Origin of the sequence: Novosphingobium sp. SG707, from assembly GCF_012275515.1 — a bacterium.
Lineage (GTDB): Bacteria > Pseudomonadota > Alphaproteobacteria > Sphingomonadales > Sphingomonadaceae > Novosphingobium.
The window spans coordinates 526781-552115 of record NZ_JAAZQL010000001.1 but is presented as its reverse complement, the minus strand read 5'-3'; the positions used below and the strand labels follow the sequence as shown (position 1 = coordinate 552115).

16 protein-coding genes are annotated in these 25335 nt (G+C 63.4%); 12 read left to right on the top strand and 4 right to left on the bottom strand.

Annotated elements, in window-relative coordinates:
• The first annotated feature begins 148 nt into the window (after positions 1-148).
• The 7 genes from FHW92_RS02195 (at position 149) to FHW92_RS02165 (ending at position 9015) form a co-directional block, all read left to right on the top strand.
• A complete protein-coding gene (locus FHW92_RS02195) occupies positions 149-1249 on the top strand; it encodes a glycoside hydrolase family 43 protein (protein ID WP_246869935.1) in 1101 nt (366 codons plus the stop codon).
• A 4-nt stretch (positions 1250-1253) separates the two neighbouring features.
• Complete coding sequence (gene xylB, locus FHW92_RS02190) at positions 1254-2705, top strand: xylulokinase (RefSeq protein ID WP_168601573.1); 1452 nt, start codon at positions 1254-1256, stop codon at positions 2703-2705.
• Positions 2705-4012: a xylose isomerase gene (gene xylA, locus FHW92_RS02185; RefSeq protein ID WP_168601572.1), complete on the top strand. Its 1308-nt coding sequence runs from the start codon at positions 2705-2707 to the stop codon at positions 4010-4012. Before xylB ends, xylA begins: the two co-directional genes overlap by 1 nt.
• A gap of 262 nt (positions 4013-4274) precedes the next feature.
• Complete coding sequence (locus FHW92_RS02180; RefSeq protein WP_168601571.1) at positions 4275-4964, top strand: acetylxylan esterase; 690 nt, start codon at positions 4275-4277, stop codon at positions 4962-4964.
• A 44-nt stretch (positions 4965-5008) separates the two neighbouring features.
• Positions 5009-6451 (top strand): family 43 glycosylhydrolase, encoded by a 1443-nt coding sequence (locus tag FHW92_RS02175; RefSeq protein WP_210428333.1) that lies wholly within the window; start codon positions 5009-5011, stop codon positions 6449-6451.
• 61 nt (positions 6452-6512) lie between these two features.
• Positions 6513-8207: a carboxylesterase family protein gene (locus tag FHW92_RS02170; protein WP_168601569.1), complete on the top strand. Its 1695-nt coding sequence runs from the start codon at positions 6513-6515 to the stop codon at positions 8205-8207.
• A 67-nt stretch (positions 8208-8274) separates the two neighbouring features.
• Positions 8275-9015: an FCD domain-containing protein gene (locus FHW92_RS02165; RefSeq protein ID WP_168601568.1), complete on the top strand. Its 741-nt coding sequence runs from the start codon at positions 8275-8277 to the stop codon at positions 9013-9015.
• A 40-nt stretch (positions 9016-9055) separates the two neighbouring features.
• Here FHW92_RS02165 and FHW92_RS02160 read toward each other — a convergent pair whose 3' ends face one another.
• Positions 9056-10192 (bottom strand): aldose epimerase family protein, encoded by a 1137-nt coding sequence (locus FHW92_RS02160; protein WP_168601567.1) that lies wholly within the window; start codon positions 10190-10192, stop codon positions 9056-9058.
• A 188-nt stretch (positions 10193-10380) separates the two neighbouring features.
• Between FHW92_RS02160 and FHW92_RS02155 the strand changes: the two genes are divergently transcribed.
• On the top strand, positions 10381-12717 hold the full coding sequence (locus FHW92_RS02155) for a glycoside hydrolase family 95 protein (protein ID WP_168601566.1): 2337 nt from the start codon (positions 10381-10383) through the stop codon (positions 12715-12717).
• Between the two features lie 75 nt (positions 12718-12792).
• Here the strand turns inward: FHW92_RS02155 and FHW92_RS02150 are convergent, their stop codons facing one another.
• The 3 genes from FHW92_RS02150 to FHW92_RS02140 form a co-directional block, all read right to left on the bottom strand.
• Positions 12793-15396 carry a glycoside hydrolase family 3 C-terminal domain-containing protein gene (locus FHW92_RS02150; protein WP_246869934.1) on the bottom strand — a complete coding sequence of 868 codons (2604 nt, stop codon included), beginning with the start codon at positions 15394-15396 and terminating at the stop codon, positions 12793-12795.
• A 117-nt stretch (positions 15397-15513) separates the two neighbouring features.
• Positions 15514-17058: a tryptophan halogenase family protein gene (locus FHW92_RS02145; protein ID WP_168601565.1), complete on the bottom strand. Its 1545-nt coding sequence runs from the start codon at positions 17056-17058 to the stop codon at positions 15514-15516.
• A gap of 73 nt (positions 17059-17131) precedes the next feature.
• Entirely contained in the window at positions 17132-19996 is a 2865-nt protein-coding gene (locus FHW92_RS02140; protein WP_168601564.1) for a TonB-dependent receptor, read from the bottom strand.
• Positions 19997-20360: 364 nt separating this feature from the next.
• On the opposite strand from FHW92_RS02140, the gene FHW92_RS02135 reads away from it, so the two are divergent.
• The 4 genes from FHW92_RS02135 to FHW92_RS02120 all read left to right on the top strand — a co-directional run bounded on the left by FHW92_RS02135 (position 20361) and on the right by FHW92_RS02120 (position 25233).
• Positions 20361-21047 carry a SapC family protein gene (locus FHW92_RS02135; RefSeq protein WP_168601563.1) on the top strand — a complete coding sequence of 229 codons (687 nt, stop codon included), beginning with the start codon at positions 20361-20363 and terminating at the stop codon, positions 21045-21047.
• A 2-nt stretch (positions 21048-21049) separates the two neighbouring features.
• Positions 21050-22072 carry a cupin-like domain-containing protein gene (locus tag FHW92_RS02130; RefSeq protein WP_168601562.1) on the top strand — a complete coding sequence of 341 codons (1023 nt, stop codon included), beginning with the start codon at positions 21050-21052 and terminating at the stop codon, positions 22070-22072.
• 177 nt (positions 22073-22249) lie between these two features.
• The gene (locus FHW92_RS02125; RefSeq protein WP_168601561.1) at positions 22250-23323 is read left to right on the top strand and encodes an alpha/beta fold hydrolase; all 1074 of its coding nucleotides are present in this window, start codon (positions 22250-22252) and stop codon (positions 23321-23323) included.
• Complete coding sequence (locus FHW92_RS02120) at positions 23320-25233, top strand: NPCBM/NEW2 domain-containing protein (protein WP_349237629.1); 1914 nt, start codon at positions 23320-23322, stop codon at positions 25231-25233. The genes FHW92_RS02125 and FHW92_RS02120 overlap by 4 nt, the downstream gene beginning before the upstream one ends.
• Positions 25234-25335 lie beyond the last annotated feature (102 nt).

Genomic DNA, 25335 nt, shown 5'->3' with positions numbered 1-25335 from the left:
ATTTATCAAAGGAAAATCGCGCAGTCCACCGCCTCTCCCCGCAAATTAGTCTGCGTCGAATGGCGATTTGCGATTGATGAGACCGAGCGATAGCGCTATCAAAGATTCATCGTGATGGCCCGCCTCAAGAGGGCCACAGCAAATGAGGATGTCGAACGTGAAGGGAAAGATCTCCACCCTTGGCGCTGCTGCCGTGCTGGCCGCGCTTCTGCCTGCCCACGCCTTTGGCGAGGCCACCGCCCCGGCCGCCGCCTTTCGCGACCAGCCGCTGGTGACCAGCATCTATACCGCCGATCCTTCGGCCCATGTCTTTGGCGGCAAGATCTATGTCTATCCCTCGCATGACATTCCCACGCCCATTCCCGACGATGATCTGGGCAACCAATATGCGATGCGCGACTATCGCGTGCTGCGCATGGACCATATCGGCGGCAAGGTAACGATCGGCCCGGTGGCGCTGGACGTAAAGAATGTGCCCTGGGCCAGCCAGCAGATGTGGGCGCCCGATGCGGCCTATAAGAACGGCACCTACTATCTCTACTTCCCCGCGCGCGACAAGGCCAAGGACAAGAACGGCCTTGGCACGTTCCGCATCGGCGTGGCCACATCAAAAAGCCCGATGGGGCCGTTCAAGGCCGAGCCCAAGCCGATTGCGGGCAGCTATTCGATGGACCCTGCCGTTTTCACCGACACTGACGGCAAGAGCTATATGTATTTCGGCGGCATCTGGGGCGGCCAGCTTCAGCGCTGGGCCGGCGGCAAGTTCGACCCCAACGGTTCGGACACCGACCTTGGCCGGAATGACCAGCCCGCCCTGTCGGGCAAGGTAGCGCGCCTGAATGCAGACATGAAAAGCTTTGCCGAAAAGCCGCGCGATGCGGTGATCCTGGACGAAAACGGCAAGCCGGTCCTGACCGGCGACCATGAGCGGCGCTTCTTTGAAGCATCATGGATGTTCAAGCGCGGCGGCAAATATTACTATACCTATTCGACCGGCGACACGCATTTCCTGAACTATGCGATCGGCGACAACCCTTATGGCCCGTTCAAATATACCGGCCATATCCTGAAGCCGGTTCAGGGCTGGACCACCCATCATTCGATCCTTCAGGCCGATGGCAAATGGTGGCTGTTCTATGCCGACACCCAGCTTTCGAACAAAAACCACCTGCGCAATGTGAAAGTGACGGAGCTGACCTTCAACCCCGATGGCACGATCCAGACCATCGATCCGCTGCAGGCGCGCTGATCCCATGTTTATGGGCATAGATATCGGCACCAGCGGCGTTAAGGCCGTGGTGACCGCCAGCGACGGGCGCGTCCTTTCGCAATGCAGCGCGGCGCTCTCGGTTTCCCGGCCGCAGGAATTGTGGTCGGAGCAAACGCCCGATGACTGGGTGGATGCAACCCATCGCGCCGTGCTGGGTCTGGACGCGGACCTGCGCCGGGCGGTGGCGGCCATCGGCCTTGCAGGGCAAATGCATGGCGCCACCCTGCTGGGCGCGGATGACCGCCCCTTGCGCCCCGCGATCCTGTGGAACGATGGGCGCAGCCATGCGCAATGCGCCGCGCTGGAGGCCGCCGAGCCGCAAAGCCGCGCGATCACCGGCAATATCGCCATGCCCGGCTTTACCGCGCCCAAGCTGCTCTGGGTCCGCGATCATGAGCCGGAAGTGTTTGCCGCCACCAAAACGGTGCTGCTGCCCAAGGATTATGTCCGCCTTGCCCTGACCGGCGAAAAGGCCAGCGACATGTCGGATGCGGCAGGAACGCTGTGGGTCGATGTCGCTCGCCGCGCATGGTCCGAGGCGATGCTGGGCGCCACCGGGCTGACGCTCGACCATATGCCCCGCCTGTATGAAGGGCCGCAGATCACCGGCCACCTTCGCGCCGAAGTGGCCGCGCAATGGGGCATGGAGGCCGTGCCCGTGGTGGCGGGCGCGGGCGACAATGCCGCAGGCGCCCTGGGCGTGGGCGTGACGGGCGAAGGGCAAGGCATGCTCTCGCTGGGCACATCGGGCGTGATCTTTGTGGCGGGCGATGCGTTCCGCCCCAATCCGGCGCGCGCGGTTCATGCATTTTGCCATGCCCTGCCCGGCGTGTGGCATCAGATGAGTGTGCATCTTTCGGCCGCCTCCTGCATCGATTGGGCGGCATCGGCCTGTCAGGTGCCCGGCCCGGCGGAATTCTTCGCCCTGGCCGAAAGCGCGGGGCCATGCGCAGGGCCGGAACTGTTCCTGCCCTATCTTTCCGGCGAACGCACGCCGCATAATGACCCGTATCTGCGCGCGGGCTTTGTCGGGCTGAGCCATGAGACCACCACCGCCCGCCTTGCCGCCGCCGTGCTGGAGGGCGTGGCTTTTGCCCATGCCGACGGCATCGACGCCCTGCGCGAGGCGGGCACGCATATCGAGGAACTGGCCGTGATCGGCGGCGGTTCGCGCTCGCTCTATTGGGGCCATATTCTGGCCAGTGTGCTGGGCGTGCGCCTGCTCTATCTCGAAGGCGGCGAAGTCGGCCCGGCGCTGGGCGCGGCGCGTCTGGCCCAACTGGGAATGGGCGGCGATCCGGCCGCCATCTGCACCCGCCCCCCGATCCGTGCCACCATCGAGCCGGACCTCGATCTGGCCGCCCGCCTTGCCCCACAACGCGAAAGCTTTCAGCGCGCCACATGGGCGCTGCGCCAACTTCAGGAGAGATTTTGATGTCTGCCGCCTATTTCGCCGAATTTGACACGGTCCGCTATGAAGGCCCCGATGCCGCCAGCGATCTGGCCTACCGTTGGTATGACAAGGACCGCATGGTCTTTGGCAAGCGGATGGAAGACTATCTGCGCTTTGCGGTCTGTTTCTGGCACACGTTCTGCTGGCCGGGCAGCGATGTGTTCGGCGCGGGCACGTTCAATCGCCCATGGTTGCAGGGTCCGCAGGATGAGGCCGCCGCCCGCGCCAAGCGTGAAGCCGCACTCGCCTTTGTCGAAAAGCTCGACCTGCCGTTTTACTGCTTCCACGATGTCGACGTGATGGCGCCCGCCGAAAGCATCGGGGATTTCCGCAAGAGCTTCGCTCTGGCCGTCGACCATCTGGAGGAACTTCAGGCCAAGCATGGCCGCAAGCTGCTGTGGGGCACGGCCAATCTGTTCAGCCACCCGCGCTATCTGGCGGGCGCCGCCACTTCCCCGCGCCCCGAAGTCTATGCCTGGGCCGCCAGCCAGGTCCGCGATGCGCTGGAAGCCACCCATCGCCTGGGCGGGGCGAATTACGTGCTGTGGGGCGGGCGCGAAGGCTATGACACGATCCTCAACACCAATCTGGCGGTGGAGCAGGAGAATTTCGGCCGCTTCCTGCAATTGGTGGTCGAACACAAGCACAAGATCGGCTTCACCGGCACGATCCTGATCGAGCCCAAGCCGCATGAGCCGACCAAGCACCAGTATGATTTCGACACCCAGACCGTGTACGGCTTCCTCAAGCGCTTTGGTCTTGAAGGCGAGGTGAAGGTCAATATCGAGGCCAACCACGCCACGCTTTCAGGTCACACGTTCGAGCATGAAATCGCCATGGCGGGCGCGCTGGGCATTCTTGGCTCGATCGACGCCAATCGCGGCGATCCGCAGAACGGCTGGGACACGGACCAGTTCCCCAATTCGGTCGAGGAACTGACACTGGCCTGTATCGAGATCGAGCGTGCGGGCGGCTTCACCACCGGCGGCTTCAATTTCGACGCCAAGGTGCGCCGCCAGTCGGTGGATGCGGCGGACCTGCTGCATGGCCATGTCGGCGGGGTGGATGTCATCGCCCGCTCGCTGCTGCGCGCCGAGGCGATCATCAGGGACGGCCGCCTCGATGCCTTCCGCGATGAACGCTATGCCGGTTGGAGCAGCGATCTGGGCAAGAATATCAAGGGGGGTGACCTGGCCTCGATTGCCGATATGGCCGTGGTGAACAATCTGGCGCCCCAACCTGTTTCCGGGCGGCAGGAATGGCTGGAAAACCTGATCAACCGCTTCTGATCGGGCTGTTTGTCATCTCCGGGGGAAAGGGGGCCTGCCGCTTCCTTTCCCCCGACCATGATCCGGACGATCCACTCAGATATCATCAGACTATTTAAATACTCTGGACTGTCGCCTATCGCGACTGAATATCCCATATTTCAAGCCACAATCTTTCAATAGCCATCAGAATTCCACTTTTGAACGCATAAAATGATAGCGCAAACATCGATTCTCTGGCATTTAATCAGACCAATAAAAGAGCCTTTCCCAGAGGATTGCCATGAAACGAATATCCTGCGCCGCCGCATTTGCGGCCTCGCTGCTGCTTGCCCCGCTCTGCGCCTGCGCCGCCCCGGATGCAGCCTCGCTTGCCCCCTATTTCGCACCCGTCACCACCCCCTCGGTCAGCCCCGATCAGGACGGTTTCCTGCGCCGCTGGCTGGTGCTGGAGCCGATTGCCAAGCCCAACCGCAGCAATCAGGGCTTTACCAGCGCCTATGTCCGCGACGCCTTTGCCAAGGCCGCCCTGCCCGGCGGCGCGACCGCCTTCCCCCGCGATGGGCAAACGGTGCGCGTGGATGGGCAAAGCCTGCAATGGCATGCGCTGGATGCCGGCCTGTTTGACGCCAAACTGTTCTATCTGGCCCAGGGGCTGGGCAAACCGACCTACGGCGTGATCTTCTGGGTCACCACCATCATCGAAAGCGACCGCGAGATCGCCGACGCGCATCTGGCGGTAGGGTCGAATTCGGCCTCAATGTGGTGGCTGAACGGCGCGGAAACCACCGCTCTGTTCGGCGACCGGCGGATGGTGATGGATGATGCCGTATCGCCGCGCATCACCCTGCATAAAGGGCGCAATATCCTGCGCGGCGCGATCATCAACGGGCCGGGGCTCAGCGATTTCTGCGCCCGCTTTGTTGATGATGCGGGTCGCCCGATCACTGATCTGCGTATCACGACGCGCTGAAGCTTCAACCGCTGATCGCCCCCTTTTCTCACGGAATGATCGTCATGAAGAAACACCTGATCCCCGCGCTCTGCCTTGCCGCCTTGGCCGCAGGCGGCGCCAAGGCCCAGCTTGAGGGCGAACCCTTTATCCACGACCCTTCGACCATCGCCTTTTCGGACGGCCAGTATTACACCTTCGGCACGGGCGAAGGCGGGCTGGTGTCGGCCGATGGCTGGACATGGCACAAGGGCGGCGTGCGCCCCGGCGGCGGCGTTGCGCCCGACACGATCAAAATCGGGGACCGCTATTACGTCGCCTATGCCGTGGGCGGCGGCGGCATGAACGGCGGCCATGCCAGCAACGTCAAAGTGATGTGGACCAAATCGCTCGATCCCAAATCGCCCGATTTTGCCTATCACGACGTGGGCATCGTCGCCTCCAGCGACGGCAAGGAACCGTGCGATGCCATCGACCCGGCCTTCCTCTATGCCGACGGCCATCTCTGGCTCAGCTACGGCACCTATTTCGGCTATATCCGCATGGTCGAACTCGACCCCGCCACCGGCCAGCGCGTCGCGGGCAACCAGCCGGTGGACATTGCCATCGATCTTGAAGCCACCGCGCTGATGCATCGCGACGGCTGGTATTATCTGCTGGGCACGCAGGGCACCTGCTGCGACGGGCCGAATTCGACCTATAACATCCGCGTGGGCCGCTCGCGCAATCCGCTGGGTCCCTATGTCGACAATTTCGGCGTGCCCATGCTGAAGGGCGGGGGCAAGCTGGTGTGGGGGGCGCATGGGCGGGGCCTTGGCGCGGGCCATTTCGGTCTGGTCGATCTGGGCGACGGGGTGGAGAAATTCTCCTTCCATTGGGAAGCCGACATGGACCGTTCAGGGCGCAGCGTGCTGGCCATCCTGCCGCTGACCTGGAGGAATGGCTGGCCGGTGGGTCAGGAAAACCTGCGCCCCGGCACTTATGAGATCCAGTCCGAACGCGGCGGCGCGCTGGAACTGGCGGTGGACGAGGTGCGCCTGCCCTTCGATTTCCGCAAAAGCTGGTTCCGCAACCCCGCCGACGGGCCGGACAAGCCGCTGCCCGACCAGACGCTGGAGGAAAACAGCAAGGTCTGGCCCAAGGGCCAAATCGCGGTGGATATGGGCGATTACATGGTCCGCCCGCATCAGCATTGGACCATCAGCCCGGCCCCCGGCGCGGGCGGCTATATGGGCGCGCCCTATGTGAAGATAACGATTGCCGGGACCGAGCGCGCGCTTGCCGCGACGCCTGCGGGAGAGGTCGTCACCGTGCCCGCTTTCACCGGCGCGCCCGAACAGCTCTGGCGCATCGACCAGCTTTCCGACGGCACCTATCGCATCATTCCGCGAAACACGCCCGATCCGCGTGCGCCGCTGGCGCTGGCCGCCGTGGGGCGCAGCACTGCCCGTCTGGTGCGATTTTCGCCCGAGAGCGATGCGGCGCGCTGGACCTTCCGCCTGCCCTGAAATCCGCAAGAGGCCGCGAGACAGAATGGCCCGACCAGAGAGCCCGACCAGAGAGGATGTCATGACCAAAACCGCATCAGACAGCATCATCACGGACCGGCGCGGCGCGCTCGCCGCAGCCGGGATTGGGATCAGCCTTGCCGCCTCGCCGGCTCTGGCCAAACCGGGGGCCAAACCGGCGGCTAAAGCCCCCGCCGTTCACACAAGCGATTGTTCCACCCCGCATTCCGCCATTGTTCCCACCCGCTATGGCAAGGTGCGCGGCTATGTCAGCGACGGCGTGTTCACCTTCAAGGGCGTGCCCTATGGCGACACCACCGCCGGGGCCAACCGCTGGCTGCGGCCCCAGCCGCCCAAGGCATGGGAAGGGGAATATCCCGCCCTTGCCTATGGCGCCAATTGCCCGCAGACGCTGCACAGTTTCCGCGCCATCGAGCATACGTTCATCCAGCAATGGACCGACGGCTTCCTGGGCGAGGACATGCTCAAGCTCAACATCTGGACCGGATCGCTGTCGGGGTCGAAACCGGTAATGGTCTATCTGCACGGCGGGGGATTTTCCTTCGGCTCCTCCTATGAACTGGCCTCGCATGATGGGGCGCAGATGGCGCGGCATCATGATGTGGTGCAGGTGTCGGTCAACCACCGGCTCAATGTGCTGGGCTTCCTCGATCTGGCCGAATTTGGCGGCGAGGCTTATGCCGATTCCGTCAATGTCAGCATGCTCGATCTGGTCTTTGCGCTGGAATGGGTGCGCGACAATATCCGCGCCTTTGGCGGCGACCCGGACCGGGTGACGATCTATGGCCAGTCTGGCGGCGGATCGAAAGTGACCACACTGATGGGCATGCCTGCGGCCAAGGGGCTGTTTCACCGCGCCATCGTGCAATCGGGCGGCGGGGGCAATATCCCGTCCGCCGAGCAGTCGCGCGATTTCTCGCGTCAGGTTTTGCGCGAACTGGGCGTGGCGCAGGGAGACATGGCGGCCCTGCAGAAGATGGAATGGCAAAGGCTGTTCGAGGCGGGAAATAGCGTTGCGACGCAGATCAATGGGCCGATGCGTCCCTCCGTCCTCCAACCGGGGGGCAGCGCCAGCCCGACCCCGCGCGTGGGTTGGGCGCCGACAATGGATATGCGCAATATCACCTGCCGGTCGTTTCACGATGTGGCCCCGCCCGCCGCGCGCGACATCCCCGTCATTATCGGCAATGTCAGCGAGGAAGGCACCAGCCTGGGCCGCAACCCCAGCGAGCCCGAATGGCGCGCGCAACTGGCCGAGGCGCTGGGCGGGGCCAAGGCCGATGCGTTGATCGCGGCAATGAAAAAGGCGCATCCGGAAAAGGCGATACGCACCCTCTCCTATGGGGTGGGCGGCCTGTCGGGGCGCAACAATGTGAACCGCATGGTCAAGCTGCGCCATGATGCGGGCGGGGCGCCGGCCTATCAATATCTGTTCCAATGGCAGACGCCGATCCTCGACGGCATTCCGGGCGCATGGCATACCGCCGAACTGGCCTTTTGCTTCGACAACACCAAAATCTGCGATCAGGCCACCGGCAACACGCCCGAGGCCCAGGCCATCGCCCGCAAAATGGCCGGGGCATGGGCCGCCTTTGCCCATACCGGCAAGCCCGATCAGCCGGGGCTGGCATGGGGACCCAGCGATCCGGTGCATTGCCAGACCATGGTGTTTGACACCCGATGCCGGATGGAAAACGACCCCGAAGGCGCGGTGCGCCGCCTCCTCCTGACCTGACGCCAAATGGGGCGCGACTGGACAAAGGCGCGAAAACCGCCATAGGCTGCGCCCTGCGGGAGGGACCTTGGCGGTGAAGCAAAAGCCAGTGCAGGAGTATCAGGCAACGGAACGGGTGGATAAATCGCTGCGGATTCATGGCTCCATTGCCCGCGATCTGGGCATTGCCATTGTCACCGGCCATTATCCGCCCGGCCATGTCCTGTCCAGCGAAGTGGATTTTGCCCAGAAAAACAACATCTCGCGCACCGCCTATCGCGAGGCGATCCGCATTCTGGCCGCCAAGGGGCTGGTCGAAAGCAAGCCCAAGACGGGCACGCGCATCACCGATCCCTCGCGCTGGCATATGCTGGACCCCGATGTGCTGGCCTGGACCTTTGAAGGCGAGCCGACGCAAAGCTTTATCGACGATCTGTTCGAATTGCGCATGGTGATCGAACCGGCCGCCGCCGAACTGGCCGCCCGGCGCCGCAATGGTCAGCAACTGGCGCAAATGGGCCATGCGCTGGAGGAAATGGCGCGCCACGGTCTGGCCACTGCGGCCGGACAGGCCGCCGACCAGAGCTTTCACAGCACCTTGCTGAGCGCCACGCGCAATGCCTCGCTGATCTCGCTGGCCAGTTCGATTGGCGCGGCGGTGCGCTGGACCACGATCTACAAGCAGCGCAAGCGCAAATTGCCGCGCGACCCTGTGCCCGACCATCGCGTGCTCTTCGATGCGATTGCCGATGCCGATCCGGCGGCGGCACGCGCCGCCATGGTGCGGCTGATCGAACTGGCGCTGGAGGACATCGGTCTTTCGCCATAGGTTGAGATGGCGGCACCCGCCCGGCACCGCCATCTGTCGTTCATTTCGCCACCGATACGCGATAGACCATCGTGTGGGCATAGGGGTGCTGCGCATCGATGCGCGTCGAACCAAAGGCGGGCTGATTGGGCGTATCGGGGAATTTCTGCGGCTCCAGCGCGATGCCGTCGCCCATGCGATAGATGTGGCGGTTCTTGCCCAGCATCGTGCCGTCGATGAAATTGCCGGTATAGAATTGCACGCCCGGCTCGGTGGAAAGCACTTCCAGTACCCGGCCCGAAGTCCGGTCGGCCAGACGCGCGAGCAGCTTGGGCGTCTTGGTCAGCCCTGCGTCGATGGCAAAATTGTGGTCGTAGCCGCGCGCGATCGCCAATTGCTCGTCATGCCCGTCGCGCAGGGATTGGCCCACCACGCGCCCCTTGCGGAAATCAAACGGTGTGCCCGCTACGGCGCGCAATTCGCCGGTGGGGATCAAGGCGGCATTGACCGGCGTGTAACGGGCTGCCGGGATGGTCAGCACCTCGTCCATGGCATCACGCGCCCCGCCCTCGCCCGCCAGATTGAACAGGGCGTGATTGGTCATGTTCACAATGGTCGGCTTGTCGGTTTTGGCGGCAAAGGCGATGGTCAGATTGCCCGTTTCATCCAGCGAATAGGTGACCGTCACATCCAGCGTGCCGGGATAGCCGCTGTCGCCATCGGGGCTGATGTGGCGCAGCACCACCGAGGCGACCTTGCCCGACGTCACGCTTTCCACTTTCCACAATTGCCGGTCGAACCCCTTGCCGCCGCCGTGCAGGCTGTTCACCCTGTCATTGAGCGGGAGTTGGTAGGTCTGCCCGTCCAGCGTGAATTTGCCGCCCGCGATCCGGTTGGCATAGCGGCCCACCGTCACGCCGAAAAAGGACTGGCGCGCCTCATAGGCCCCGGCGTCGGGCAGGCCGATGACGATATCCGCCGATTTGCCATGACGGTCGGGCGCCATGAATTTCTGCAATGCGGCGCCATAGGCCAGAATACGCGCCGAAACCCCATGACCATTGGCCAGCGTGACCGCCTCGACCGCGCGCCCGTCGGCCAGCCTGCCGCCATCCTCGCGCCGGGCCGTGGCGGCCTGCGCCGCGCCCGACAGAGTTGCCGCCACCATGGCCGATCCGGCCCAATGTTTCCAATTCATCGCATACTCTCCATGGCTCTTTTGCCCAACTTATAATCATACTATATCGAATCTCAACAAGAGCCGATAAAATTTCATTTATCCCATAATATTATGTTTTTATATGTATTTATTCGATCAATTTGCGCTGGATGGCATTCCGGATCGGCGCTATATAATCTGACTTATTACAACAACAGGACCCGAGGATGACCTTCAGCCGCCGCGAATATCTGGCCGCCAGCGCTTCGTTGCTGAGCCAGCCCGCCATGAGCGCCCTGCCCCGCAAAGCTGCGCCCGCGCCCATCCCCGAAGAGCACCGCCTGTGGTATACCGATCCGGCCAGGGTCTGGACGGAGGCGTTGCCGGTCGGCAATGGCCGTATCGGCGCCATGGTCTTTGGCGGAACGCGGCAGGAACGCCTGCAGCTCAACGAAGATACGCTGTGGAGCGGCGGCCCCTATGATCCGATCAACCCACAGGCCGCCGAAGCCGTGCCGCAGGTGCGCGCGCTGATCGCGAAAGGCGATTATGCCGCCGCGCAGGCGCTGGCCAATGCCGCGATGTTGGGCCGCCCGCTGCACCAGATGGCCTATCAGACGCTGGGCGACCTGTTGATCGACATGCCCTTTGACGGCCCGGCTGATGCCTATCGCCGCGAACTCGACCTTGACGCCGCCATCGCCACCACCCGCTTTGCCGCAGGCGGCGTCGCTGTCCAGCGCGAGGTCTTCGCCTCGCCCGCCGATCAGGTCATCGCCCTGCGCCTCTCTGCCAAGGACGGCCTGCTGCCCCCGATCACGCTCCGTCTGCAAAGCCCGCAGGTGGCCAAGGTCGAGGCGCAAGGCGACAGCATCCTGCTCTCCGGCCAAGGCGGAGCGGCCGAGGGCATTCCCGGCGCGCTGCGCTTTGCCGCCCGCCTTCGCGTCATCGCTCCGGGCGGCACATGGCGGGCGCAGGGCGATGCCCTTCATGTCGATCCCGCCCGCGAGGTCATCCTGCTGGTGGCCATGGCCACCAGCTATCGCGGGCCCAAAGACGTATCGGGCAATCCCCAGGCTATCACCGCGCATCAGATGGCCGCCGCATCGGCCCTGCCCTTTGCCGCCCTGCGTCAACGCCATCTGGCCCAGCATCGCCGCCTCTATCGCAGCGCCTCGCTGCAACTGACGCGGGGCAAGAGCGCGGCTCTCCCCACCGACCAGCGCATCGCGGCCAATGAGAGCGAGGACGACCCCGCGCTGGCCGCGCTCTATTTCCATTATGCACGCTATCTGCTGATCTGCTCCTCGCGCCCCGGATGCCAACCGGCCAATCTGCAGGGCATATGGAACGACAAGACCAACCCGCCGTGGGGATCGAAATATACGATCAATATCAACACCCAGATGAATTACTGGCCCGCCGATCCGGTGGGTCTGGCCGAATGTTTCGAGCCTTTGCTGCGCCTGACGCGGGAACTGGCGCAAACCGGCCAGGAAACGGCGCGGCGCATGTATGGCGCGCGCGGCTGGGTGGCCCATCACAATACCGACCTGTGGCGCGCGACCGCACCCATCGACGGCGCGGCATGGGGCCTGTGGCCGATGGGCGGCGCATGGCTGTGCAACATGCTGTGGGATCGCTGGGATTACGGGCGGGACCGGGCCTATCTGGAAGCGATCTATCCGCTGCTGCACGGGGCCTGCCTGTTCTTTCTCGACACGTTGCAGCCCTCGGCCCAAGGGTTGGTGACATCGCCCTCGATCTCGCCGGAAAACCAGCATCCCTTTGGCGCCTCGGTCTGCGCCGGACCGGCCATGGACCGCCAGATCCTGCGCGATCTGTTTGCGCGCACGGCCATGGCGGCAGGGGAACTGGGCAAGGATGCCGATTTCGCCGCGCAACTGGCCAAGGCCCGCGCCGCGCTGGCGCCGGACCGCATCGGCAAAAGCGGGCAATTGCAGGAATGGCTGGAGGATTGGGACGATGCCGCCCCCGAACCCAACCATCGCCATGTCTCGCATCTCTATGCGCTTTATCCCAGCCAGCAGATTGCGCCCGACACGACGCCCGATCTGGCCCGCGCAGCCCGTGTCTCGCTGGAAAAGCGCGGGGATGAATCGACCGGCTGGGCCACGGCATGGCGCATCGCGCTCTGGGCCCGGCTGGGCGACGGCGAGCGGGCGCATCGTATCCTGCGCTTTCTGCTGGGCCGTGGGCGGACCTATCCCAACCTGTTCGACGCCCACCCACCGTTTCAGATCGACGGCAATTTCGGCGGCTGTGCGGCCATGGCCGAAATGCTGATCAACAGCCGCGAAGGGATGATCCATCTGCTGCCCGCCCTGCCCTCGGCCTGGCGCGAGGGCGCGGTCAGGGGGCTCGTCGCGCGCGGCGGGGTGCGGGTGGATCTGGTCTGGCGGCAGGGGATGCTGGCCGAGGCGATCCTGACCAGCGCACGGGCGCAGGACTGCACGATTCGGCTGGGCGAAGTGTCGCGCGGGATCCGGCTGACGCCGGGGCGGGTGCTGCGGCTCAAAGGCTCTCATCTGACGCCTGCCTGAAAAAGGAGGCCGGCAGCATGGTGCTGCCGGCCCTTCAGTCGTCCCCCTGGGTCGCTGGGGGATTGAGCGGGGGGATCAGAGCGGAAGATCGGCGGATTTGGCCACATCGAACTCGCCCGCAACGCCGGGCAGGCCGCTGTCGGGCTGGCCGCCGCCAAGGGTGAGCTGGTAATGCCCGGCAAACACCTGGCGCCGCCCGTCGGCCGTCACCGCCGACAAATCGCGGGGCGAGAGGTCGAGCGTGATCTGGCGGCTTTCGCCGGCCTTCAACGACACGCGCTGGAACCCGCGCAGGGCGATGCGCGGCGCGCCGGGCAATTGCGGAACCTTGAGATAAAGCTGCACCACCTCGTCGCCATCGCGCGCGCCGGTGTTGCGCACCTGCGCGGTCACGCGGATGCCCTTGGCGGCGTCGCCCTCCACCGGCGCGATCTGGGGCGCGGAATAGGCAAAGCTGGTATAGCTGAGCCCGTAGCCGAAGCCATAGACCGGGGTGCCCGTGAAATAGCGATAGGTGCGGCCCTGCATCGAATAATCGTCAAAGGGCGGCAGATCCTTGACATCGCGATAGAAGGTCAAAGGCAGACGCCCCGCCGGATTGGCCGCGCCCGACAGCACATCGGCCACCGCCAGCCCGCCCGACTGGCCCGGATACCAGGCCTCGAGAATGGCATTGGCATTGTCCTTGGCCCAGCCCAGATTGATCGGGCTGCCGTTCATCGTCACCACGGCCAGCGGCTTGCCCGAAGCCTTCGCCTTGGCCAGCAATTCGCGCTGATCGGCAGGCAGTTCGAGCGAGGTCTTGTCGCCCCCGTCAAAGCCCTCGATCTTGATCGGCATTTCCTCGCCTTCCAGCTCGGCGGTCAGCCCCACCACGGCCAGCACGACATCGGCATCCTTCACCGCGCGCGCCATTTCGCCATAGGTGTCATGCGAAATCCGTTTCCAGAACATGCCGGGCGAAGCCGCGCCGCCGCCCTCCATGTCGAAATGCATCTTGTAACGCTGGCCCTTTTTCAGATCGACATCGACAAATTCGGGCCGCTCGCCCCAGAGCGAGTAGCGGTCGGATTTGACCATCGGCTTGCCGTCGATCTCGATGGCGCCCTTCACCGCCGTCACGGCAAGGCGGTAGGTGCCGGTGTCCGGCGCGACGAAATAGCCGTCCCATACCACCTTGTAGGTGTCGGCCACCTGCTTCAGTTCCAAAGCCTTGGTTGAAAGGTTGGTCTCGGTGCGGGTCACCACCGGCTTGGCGGCGAATTTACGCTCGCCGCGCGGGGCGTTGGGGTCAATCGCGTTGTAATAGGCCGCGCGCAGGCCGGGCTTGCCATCGGGCGTGACGAAATGGCCATCGGGCACCAGATCGCCATCGGTGATCGAGGACGAGAAAGGCACATGGACGATGGTCGCCTTGGGAAAGGCGCGATGGAGGCCGTCGAGCACCGAGACCGGCGGGGCGCTGGCCGCCGAGGAATAGTTGCCGCGCAGCACGCGCGTGGCATCGGCCAGCGGCCCGACCACGACGATCTTCGAATTGGGCCGCAGCGGCAGCAGCCCGTCATTCTTGAGCAGCACCATGCTCTGCGTCGCCGTCTTCAGCGCCAGCGCGCCATTCTGCGGCGTGCCGATGGCGTTGACGGGCACCATCGAGAGCTGGCGCGCGGCAAGGCCGGGCAGGTCGCCATTGCGATAGCGGGCCGAGAACAGCCGGACCAAGGCGCGGTCGAGATCGGCATCGGTCAGCAAGCCCCGCTTGAGCGCGGCCATATACCGATCACCCAGCCCCTTGGCTTCGCCGATCGTGCCGGTGTGGCATTCATTGTCGACGCCCGTGCGGAAAGCCGCCGCCACGCCTGCGGCCGGATCGGTGGCATATTTGTGATGGTCGGCAATATCGACCACCGCATCGCAGTCGGAGACGACATAGCCCTTGAAACCCCATGCCGCGCGCAAGTGATCCTTCAAAAGATCATTGCTGGCGCAGGCGGGCTGGCCGTCGATGCGGTTATAGGCGCACATGATCGAGCCCGCCTTGCCCTCGACAATAGCGGCGCGGAAGGCGGGCAGATAGGTGTCCTCAAGATCGTGGCGCGAGACAAAGACATTGGCTGCGTGGCGCGTTGATTCCGGGCCGGAATGCACGGCAAAATGCTTGGGCGTGGCCACCACATCGGGCAGGTCGGGATTGTCGCCCTGCATGCCGGTGACAAAGGCGACGCCCATATGCGCGGTCAGGAACGGGTCCTCGCCATAGGTCTCCTGGCCCCGGCCCCAGCGCGGATCGCGATAGATGTTGATGTTGGGCGACCAGGTATCCAGCCCGGTGCCGATCTTGCCCAGATGGCCCGTTACGCGGCCCAGCGTGTGCAATGCGCGCACCTCGACGCTGATGGTGCGGGCCACGTCATGGATGAGCGGCGTGTTGAACGTGGCGGCAAGGCCTACGGGCTCGGGGAAATTGGTGGTGGGCACCGCGCCGATCGCGCCATGCAGGCTTTCCGTCCACCAGTTATAGGCCGGGATATTCAGGCGCGGGATCGCGGGGGCGACATTGACAAGCTGCGCCACCTTTTCCTCGGTGGTCAGCTTGCCCACCAGATCGGCGGCCATCTTGTCGGCCTGCGCCACCGGACTCGCGCTCTGGGCCAAAGACGTCTGCGGCAGCGCCAGCAGCAGGGCGGCGGCAAGAGTGGCGCGCGAAACGGGCACGCGCGAAGCATTCAGAAAATGGGACACACAATTCTCCCCTGAGGTGTGATCGAATGGCGGGGCGCCGACATGGCGCCCGGGCGATCACACCGGCTGAAGTCCATATTGGGCTATCTTTTCAATCAGATCGCGATGGCGCGGCAGGCGCGAGATCAGCTTCTGCGTCATCTCGCGGTTTTCGCGCAGCGCGCGCTGCGCCTCCTGCGCTTCGGGGCGCAGATGGTCGCGCTCGACCTCGCTGCGGAAACCCATGCCATAGAGCACATATTGATAGGAGGCGGGCGGGAACACCTCGTCCACCCGGTCAAACTCATCATGGAACCATGGCGGCTGATAACGCCAGAGGTGCAGCAGATCCTGCAACCGCTGGGGGATGCCGGCCGGATCCATATTGTCGCGCCAGAAAGCAGTGTCGCGCCGCCGGCTCAACACATAATGCAGTTTCAGGAAATCGATGATCCGGCCCCAGCGGTAATGGGTCTTTTCATTGAACCTATCGGCCACAATGTCCATCACCTCGCGGTTGGCGGGCATCTGTTCGGCGATCAGCTTGGCCGAAAGCTCGATCAGCATGATGGCCGAAGCCTCCAGCGGCTCAAGGAAACCCGCCGCCATGCCCACGGCCACGCAATTGCGCTTCCAGAAGGTCTCGCGGTGGCCCGCGCGGATCCTGATCTTGCGCGCGGGCAGATCCTTGCCCTGCGGCCCCAGATAAGCGCGCAATTCGGCCTCGGCCTCATCATCGCTGATATGGCGGCTGGAAAAAACATGGCCCACCCCGCGCCGCGTGGGCAAGCCGATATCCCAGATCCAGCCCGCCGATTGGGCGGTGGAAATCGTGTGGGTGGCAATGGGCGTGTCGGGCGCGGGATAGGGCACCTGCACCGCCAGCGCCGTGTCGCAGAACAGGATATGGCTGCAATCGCGGAAACCCACACCCAGCGTGCGATCCAGCAACAGGCCATGCGTGCCGGTGCAGTCGATGAAAAGATCGCCCTCGATCTCGCCCGCCTGCATCGTCACGATGGATTTGATGTCGCCGTTTTCATGCTGGATCACATCATGGACATCGGCGGGCACATAGCGCACGCCCAGCTTTTCCGTGCAGTGCCGCTGCATGAAGGGGGCGAATTTGCCCGCGTCCAGATGATAGGCGTAATTGGTCAGCGCTTCATATTCGGCTGTGCTGACGGTCTTGGGCGCAAGGCCGTGATCGCACACCTGCCCCTGCGGACAGACCGCATCGCAAAAGCTCTCGTTGCTCTCCGCGGCCAGCCAGTGCGGCACCAGATTCATCTGACCAAAGCGCTGGGGCAGGACGAGCGGGTGGTAATAGGCGTCATCCGGCGCGCCGGTGGTCCATTTGGCGAAAAGCGCACCCTGTTTGAAGGCGGCATCGCATTCGCGGAAGAAATCGGTTTCCGAAACACCGACCTTTTTCAGGGTCTGGCGCATGGTCGGCCATGTGCCCTCGCCCACGCCGATGATCGGGACATCGGGCGATTCCACCAGCGTCACGGTGAAATCCCTGGGCATACGCCCCTGATGCCGGGCAGCGATGATCGCGGCGGTCAGCCAACCGGCCGTGCCGCCGCCCACGATCACCACATTGCGCACCGCGTGAACCATTCCCCTGCTCCGATGCTTGTCATGATGGTGGGCGGCGCCGGAGATCCCGGCGCCGCCCCCGCCTTATGTCCGATTAATAGTGGAAGCGGGCGCCGAAAACAAACCGACGACCATAGGACCACGTATCAAGCGGCTGGTTCGACCAGCGGCCATAGGTGCTGTAGGTCGAATTGTTGAGGTTGGTGCCCTCGACAAAGACCGTCACCTGCTTGGTGATGTCATAGCTGGCGCTGGCATCGACCTGGACCTGCTGGTTCACATTGACAGGTTCCGCGCCAAAGGTGCCGCCCTGCGTCTGGCCCAGCGTCAGCAGATAGCTGTCGCGCCAGTTGACGGCAACGCGGGCCTGAAGGCCGTGCTTGTCATAGAAACCGACAAAGTTGGCCGAATTGGCAAGGCCGGTGATCGCAAAGGCAGCACCCGAAATGTCGGATGTATCGAAATTGCGATTGGTCTTGACCAGCGTGGCATTGGCATTGAAGCCGAAGCCGGTATCGCCAAACACGTGCTGCCAGGCGATTTCCACGCCCTTGACCACGCCGTCCGGCCCGTTGATCTTGCCGTTGACCTGGAACTGGGCGACCTGGCCGGTGAAGGGATCGGTCACGCCATTGATCGACTGGGTGCTGACACCGCCGACGATGAAGTTCGAGATATACTTGAGGAAGCCGTTGACCGCAAAGTACGAGTTCTTCTTGTAGTAATACTCGGCCGCAACGTCGAAGTTATCCGACAGATAGGGCTTGAGGCTGGCATTGCCGCCCGAGGCGGCAAGGCTGCCCTTGCGCATCGTGCCCAGCGTGATGTTCGGCTTGAGATAGCTGAGCGCGGGGCGCGTGAGCGTGCGCGAAGCGTCCGCGCGCAGCGTCAGCTTGGAGGTCACCTCCAGCTTGGCATCAAAGCTGGGCAGGAGGTAGTTGTAGTTGGTGGTCTTGATGATCGCCTGCTGCGGCGTGTACGAACCCACCGTGATCAGCGTCGGGTCGGTCGTTACCGTAATCAGGTTGACCGGCAGCGTGCCGATGGCCGAAGCCTCAAGATGAGTGAATTCATCGCGCAGACCCGCCGAGAAGTGGAACGGCATGCCCGCCAGATCGGCATCCATCGCCACCTTGAGCCAACCGGCATAGGTCTGCTCCTTCACGCCCAGCACGGTGCTGGGGTCAAAGGCGGGCGCCGTGCCCACGCCCGTGGGATCAAGCAGCTTATAGACCGCATAGGGGTCATACTTGATGAGCGCGGGGGCCACATTGCCCGAATAGCCGGGCATGAAGCCCGAAGTGCTGATGATGCCCTGATAAATGCTGGCGGGCAGCGGGGCGATCGAACCGGTGCGGCCCGAGGGCGCGCCATAACCGGCATAGCGGGCAAAGGTGCCGTTGACGAAGGTGTTCTGGCTTTCCTGATGGAACTTGTCTTCCGAATAGCGGACGCCAAAGTCGATCTTCAGGTTTTCCTGTTCCCACCGGCCCGCGGCTTTGAACTGCTTGACCAGATCGGTGTAATAGTTGGCGCCGCGCACGATCACGTGGTTGCCGATAACGGCCTGGTTGGTGAAGGCCGCCGCATTGCCGGCCGGGCCGACATCATGGATGCTGGGCAGATAGTTGGCGCTGTTGCCCAGCATGGTCGCGCCGGTGTTGGCGCCCAGAATGGTCGAATAGCGGGTGCAGACGCCATTGGTGCACGGCGTGGACACGAAGGACCCGTTCGGATCGACATTGCTGCCGCCATAACCGATGTCCATGTTGTCATTATAGCCGTTGTTGCCCGGGTTCAGCACCGAGCGCGACAGGGCGGCGTCAAAATCGAACTTCAGATTGTCGGTCGCTTCCCACTTCAGGTTGGCGCCGAACATGTTGGTCTGGTTGATCGTCCGCTGGATGCCCGCGTTGAAGTCCATCGGCGTGCCGAACTGATTGAAATCGGTCACGGTGCCGTTGGAATCAAACTTCACATTGCGCAGATCGTCGCCATTGAACCACGCGCCATAGCCATAGCTTTGTTGATGGAGGACCTGACGGCTAAAATTGTCGTCAAGGGTCAGCAGCAGCTTGTCATTGGCCTGCCACTGGAAGGCGATGCGGCCATCGATGCGCGCATCTTCCGTGGTCACCTGATTGGCGCCGATCTGCTGCGGGAACCAGCCCACCTTGTTCCAGTTGGCCGCATTGGAAAGCTGCGCGTCAGTACAGGCGGCATTGACCTGGCACGTGTTGAACTGCTTGCCGATCCAGCCGGGGATAAAGACCTGGTTGGAGGTCGTGTCCGCCCGGCGATAGGTCACATAGCCGAGCAGGCCCACCGTATCATCGGCAAAGGTGTTGCTCAGCAACAAGCCGCCCGAGGGCACAACCTTGCCGTTGCGGTCCTGCACGGTGCCCGCCGCCTTGGCCGCCATCTGGAAACCCTTGCGGTCAAAGGGCTTGGGCAGATTGACATCAAGCGTAGCGCCAATGGCGCTGGAGCCCAGCGTCACGTCGGGCGTCTTGTACACGCTCATGCGGCTGACGAAATCAGAGCCGATGGTGGTGAAATCGACCGCGCGGTTGCCCGATGCGGTGGACAGGTGGCGCCCGTCGAACTGGGTATCGTTGAAGTCGCCGCCAAAGCCGCGCACGGTCACGCCGTTGGCTTCACCGCGCTGGCCGGTGCGCTGGATCGAGATGCCGGGCAGGCGCTGGAGCGAATCCGCCACGTTCGAATCGGGGAATTTACCGATATCTTCGGCCGAAATCGCGTCCACCACGCCCGATGCGGCGCGTTTGATATCCATATTGCGCTGAAGCGAGCCGCGAATACCGGTAACGATAATTTCGGGATCCGACGCATTGGGCGCCGCGTTGGGCTCGGCCGCATAGGCCGGCCCGGCCATGGCAACCACCAGCGCACCCATTCCGCCGGCGATCAACCACTTTGAAACTAATGTTTTTGCCATATCCTCTCCCCTTGAAGTCTGTTCTGGCGGCTCCCCCGCCCGGGGCGATGACACCTGCGCTTTTCCCGCCGACCTTCTTGCCGGATTGTCTGCGGATTCCTGCTGAATCATGGGCACAGCCGTTCGACACGGCCTGCTTGCCTGGCAATTCACTCTCCAGCCGGTGCTGTATCGTCACCTTGCACTCTGCCTCTAGCGAAGTTAGGTAGCGCTATCAAGCCCAATTAGTCTGGGTAATCGTCGAGGCTGAATGGTGTTGCGAATTATACACACATAAAGCGAGCAAAATGGGCGTAACTGCAAAGTCTGCTTGCCCGCTTGCACCGCTTTCCCGCATAGTTAGCGTAAACGAAGGGAGAGGAAATTGGCGGAAAAACTGGAAGCGCTCAACAGTGTGGCGCATCGCGATCTGCGTATTCATCCAATGGCGGGAATCCACCCTCATTTTGTCCAGATCACACTGATTGAAGCAGAAAAAGCGGCCTCATGCTGTCCGCTCTTCTTTGCCAAAAGCCCTGAAACCGGCCGGTTCGGACTGGGCGCCCTGTTTGGCTTTGCCGCGGGGGAAGTGCTGGTCGAAGGCGCCAATGAAGCCAATGCCGCGTTTCTGCCCTGCAATATCCAGCGTCAGGGCTTTTTTGCCGATGGTACTGATATTGTGGTGGATTTGGCAGACCCCCGCTTTGCGCCGGGCGGCACGATCCCGCTGTTCGACGCCGACGGCAACCCCAGCGACGAGATGCGCCTGATCCAGCGCGCGGTGGGCGTGATGGTGCAGCATACCCCGCCGACGCAAGCCTTTATCGAGGAAATGCTGCGGCTGCGCGTCATCGAACCGGTCGATATCACGCTCAATTTCGACGATGGGGCCAAGGTGTCGCTTGAAGGGCTCTATACGATCAGCGGCGATGCTCTCAATGCGCTGGCGGATGAAGATATCCTCGGACTATTCCGCAAGGGCTGGCTGCAGGCCGCCTTGACCATTCGCGGCTCGCTGCAACAGGTGGCCGTGCTGGCGCGCCGCCGCAACGAACGACTGGTCGGCGCCTGACCATGACCCAAGGCCTGCGCGAATGGTCCGCCCAGGATCCCGCCCTGTCCGACCCCGCGCGGTTTCGCGAAACGGTGGCGATGGCCGGAGAGCCGGTGGTGATTCGCGGCTATGCGCAGGACTGGCCGCTGGGGCGGGCGGCGCAAATTTCCGACCTGGCCGCCTGCGACTATCTGCGCCGCCATGACAGCGGAAAGCGGCCGCAGGTGATGCTGGGCGATCCGGCCATCGATGGGCGCTATTTCTATCGCGACGGCCTCGACGGGTTCAATTTCGAGCGAGTCGAGATGGGCATCGGCGAAGCCTTGCAGCGCATGCTGGACCGTGTGGCCGATCCGGCCCTGCCCTCGGCCTATCTGGGCTCGCTCGTGGCCCCGGCCTATTTGCCCGGCATGGTCGCCCAGCATCAGCCCGCACTGGTGCCGCAGGGCGTGGCCATGCGGCTTTGGATCGGCAATGCCTCGTATGTCGCATGTCATTATGATGCTTATGAAAATTTTGCCTGCGTGCTGGCGGGGAGGCGCCGGTTCACGCTTTATCCGCCCGACGCGATCGGCGATCTCTATGTCGGACCGATTGATTTCACGCTGGCGGGCCAACCGGTCAGCATGGCGGCCGGCGATCGCGATCACCCCGAACGCTATCCCCGCTTTGCCCGCGCCGAATCGCGCAAACGGGTGGTCGATCTGGAGCCGGGCGATGCGCTTTATCTGCCCAAATTATGGTGGCACCAGGTCGAGGCCACCGCGCCTTTCAACATCATGGCCAATTTCTGGTGGGATGCCTTTGCCATAGGGCCGGATGCGCCGATGCTGGCCATGCTGTTTGCCATGATAACGCTGGGCGAAAGGCCGCAGGCGGACCGGGAGGCCTTTCGCGCCTATTTCGACCATTTCGTGTTTCGGCCCAATGGCCATCCGCTGGCCCATTTGCCGGAGGAAAAACGGGGCGTGCTGCGCGATCTGGCCGGGGGCGGCTATGGCCAGATCCGGGCGATGATCATGCGCGCGCTGCGCGGACAGTAAGCATCCGCTTGACAGAAGCGCGCCGTTATTTAGTCTGATTATAAATCATCCGTATTCGCCTTTGCCGATGCCAATACCGCGATGATTCGCACCACCCTCGCCTTTATTCTCATTATTCCTATGGGATAACGTCGGGCGGGGCACGGAAATACTAAACAGACAAATTGGGAGAAGCCCATGAAACGCTCCGCCCTGCTGTGCACGCTCGCGCTGATGACGGCGCCCGTGCAGGCACAGGTCAATACCGCCGCCCCGGCGGCCATCGCCGGCGCCCCTGCCACCACCGTGCAGACCATCACGGTCCACGGCGCCGCGCTCGAACATGCGCTGGAAGGCGACAGCGCCGACCGCGAAGTGCTGGTCGTACTGCCGCCCAGCTATGGCCGCGACAGAAACCGGCGCTATCCGGTGGTCTATGCGCTGCATGGCTATTCCATCGGCGCGCGCCAATGGACTGGCGAGATCCATGTGCCCCAGGTCATCGAAAACGCCTATGCGCAGGGCGCGCAGGAAATGATTTTCGTCTTTCCCGACAGCAAGACCGCGCATAATGGCTCGATGTATTCCAGTTCGGCCACCACGGGCGATTTCGAAACCTTCATCTCGCGCGATCTGGTCGCCTATATCGACGCGCATTACCGCACCATCGCCCGGCGTGAGAGCCGCGGCCTGATCGGTCATTCGATGGGCGGCTATGGCGCCAGCAGGATCGGGATGAAACATGCCGATGTGTTTGGCGCGCTTTATCTGATGAGCCCCTGCTGTCTTTCGGCGCGCGGGCTGTTCGGCGTCACGCCCGAGGCGATGCAGGCCTATGCGGCGATGAAAGGCCCGTCGGACTCCGCATCCCTGCCCTGGGCCCAGCGCGGCACATTGGCCGCCGCAGCCGCTTGGTCGCCCAATCCCAAGAACCCGCCGCTCTATCTCGACCTGCCCATGGCGGCCGGTCCTTCGGGCGACTACAAACCGCGTGAGGATGTGTTGGCCAAATGGGCGGCCAATGCGCCGCTGTCCTTTGTGGATCAATATATAGGTCAATTACGCCGCTATAGCGCCATCGCGATGGATGTGGGCGACAAGGACGGTCTGAAGGCCGACACCGCCCGGCTGCATGATGTGCTGGACAGCTATGGCATCGCCAACAGTTTCACCATCTATGAAGGCGATCACACCAACCGCGTCGCCTTCCGGTTTCAGGAGCAGGTCGTGCCCTTCTTCAGCCAACATCTCGTGTCCGGAAAACGCCCGTGAGCCGCGCCCTCAGAACGGGCCTGCTGCTGGCCGCCAGCTTTGCGGCAACCGGCCTGATCACAACCGAACTGCATGCTGCGCCCGACCCTTTGACGCCAACCGGGCAATGGAGCGTCACCGCGCGCGGTCAGGCCCCCCTGCCCCCGATGGGCTGGAACAGTTGGAACGCCTTCAACAGCGATATTGACGAGGAAAAGCTGATGGCGGCGGCCAAGGCGCTGGTCGATACCGGGCTGGCCGCCAAGGGCTATCGCTATGTCGATATTGACGATGGCTGGTGGCTGAAACGGCGGCAGAACGACGGGCGCCTGCTGATCCGCACCGCCGCCTTTCCCTCGGCGCAGACGGGCGATGGCAACACCAGTTTTCGCCCGCTGACCGACCGGCTGCATGGAATGGGACTGAAGGCGGGCATCTATTCCGACATTGGCCGCAATTCCTGCGGTCAGGCCTATACCGCCGATTTCAAGGGCCAGCCCGAGGGCAATGTGGCCGAGCGCGAAGTGGGCCTTTACGATCATATCGATCAGGACATCGGCCTGATGATGGGCGAATGGGGCTTTGATCTCATCAAGATCGACGGATGCGGCATCCGCGCCATGTCACCGGAAAACAAACTGGTTTCCTCGGGCCAATATCGCGCGTTGGGGCCGCTGGTGGATTATGAAAACCTTTCGCGCACCGACATTCCGGCCGTGCGCGATCTGTATCGGCGGGTGGGTCTGGCGCTGGCGCGCACGCGGCCTGCCAATGATTATGTGCTCTCCATCTGTCTGTGGGGCGCGGCCGATGTGCGCAGTTGGGCCAAGGAACTGGGCAATATGTCGCGCACCAGCGAGGACATCTCGCCCAATTGGGAGCGGATGCTGCACAATCTCGATTCCGCGTCCCGGCGCGAGCTTTACGCCCATCCCAACAGTTGGAACGATCCCGACATGCTCTATGTCGGCACGGGCGAATTCGACACTGCGCATGTTCAGGAGGCCCGCTCGCATATGGCGCTCTGGGCGATGCTCAACGCGCCGCTGATCATCGGCTATGACATGCGCAAGGCCACCCCCGAACTGTTGTCCATTCTGGGCAACAACGCGCTGATCGCGCTCAATCAGGATGCGGGCGGCAATCAGGCGGTGCTGGCCTATGACGGCGACACCGCGCAGATTTTCGTGAAAACACTGGCCGATGGCGGCAAGGCGGTGGCACTGCTCAATCGCACAGGCGGGCCGATTGACGTCAAACTCACCGCCGCCCATCTCAAATTGCGCGAGGACAGCGGGATCGACCTGACCGACCTGTGGACCGGGGCGCAGAGCCGTTTCACCAAGGAGGTCAACCTCCATCTGGCCGCGCATCAAACGCTGGTGTTCCGCGTTGCGGGCGCGAGGGCGCATCCAGGCGGCCTCTATCTCTCTGAAATGCCGGGCAGTGTGAACCCGGCGGTGGACGGCATTGTCGAACCGATGGCCGACCCGATGGTGCATCGCGGCCTGCTGCCATGGCGCAACACGCGCGGCGATGGCGAACATCCGATCTATGGCGGATGGGGCGGCGCGCGGGCCGATGCCACGCCCTATGGCATGAGCCTGCGCATCGGCGGGGTCAATTTCTCCAGCGGGATCGGCGCTTTGGCCAATTCGCGGCTGGAGGTGCGCAATGCCGGCTATCGCAACTTTGCCGCCAGAGTCGGCATCGACGATTCCGCCCTGTCGCCCGATGCGCGTGTCCGGTTCGAAGTCTTTGCCGATGGCCGCAGCGTGGCGCGCAGCGGCTGGATGAAACGCGGCGATCAACCGGTGGCGCTGAACGCGCCGGTCGAAGGCGCGCGCATCATCGAGCTGGTGGCGCGGGGAGATCGCGGCGATCTGCAGAATGTAACGGTAACATGGGGGGCGGCGGCGCTCGACCGCTGATCCTTTCGCCCAACCCGAAAAAGGCCCGATGCGCGGATCACGCATCGGGCCTTTCCTGTTATTGCGGCGGCCACAGGTGAGGGAAGCGCAGCCGCCGCAGGC

Coding starts and splice junctions, on each gene's coding strand:
- FHW92_RS02140 (WP_168601564.1), bottom strand. CDS start 19,996: ATGGCAAAAACATTAGTTTCAAAGTGGTTGATCGCCGGCGGAATGGGT.
- FHW92_RS02125 (WP_168601561.1), top strand. CDS start 22,250: ATGAAACGCTCCGCCCTGCTGTGCACGCTCGCGCTGATGACGGCGCCC.
- FHW92_RS02170 (WP_168601569.1), top strand. CDS start 6,513: ATGACCAAAACCGCATCAGACAGCATCATCACGGACCGGCGCGGCGCG.
- FHW92_RS02155 (WP_168601566.1), top strand. CDS start 10,381: ATGACCTTCAGCCGCCGCGAATATCTGGCCGCCAGCGCTTCGTTGCTG.
- FHW92_RS02160 (WP_168601567.1), bottom strand. CDS start 10,192: ATGAATTGGAAACATTGGGCCGGATCGGCCATGGTGGCGGCAACTCTG.
- xylA (WP_168601572.1), top strand. CDS start 2,705: ATGTCTGCCGCCTATTTCGCCGAATTTGACACGGTCCGCTATGAAGGC.
- FHW92_RS02180 (WP_168601571.1), top strand. CDS start 4,275: ATGAAACGAATATCCTGCGCCGCCGCATTTGCGGCCTCGCTGCTGCTT.
- FHW92_RS02195 (WP_246869935.1), top strand. CDS start 149: ATGTCGAACGTGAAGGGAAAGATCTCCACCCTTGGCGCTGCTGCCGTG.
- FHW92_RS02175 (WP_210428333.1), top strand. CDS start 5,009: ATGAAGAAACACCTGATCCCCGCGCTCTGCCTTGCCGCCTTGGCCGCA.
- FHW92_RS02130 (WP_168601562.1), top strand. CDS start 21,050: ATGACCCAAGGCCTGCGCGAATGGTCCGCCCAGGATCCCGCCCTGTCC.
- FHW92_RS02145 (WP_168601565.1), bottom strand. CDS start 17,058: ATGGTTCACGCGGTGCGCAATGTGGTGATCGTGGGCGGCGGCACGGCC.
- xylB (WP_168601573.1), top strand. CDS start 1,254: ATGTTTATGGGCATAGATATCGGCACCAGCGGCGTTAAGGCCGTGGTG.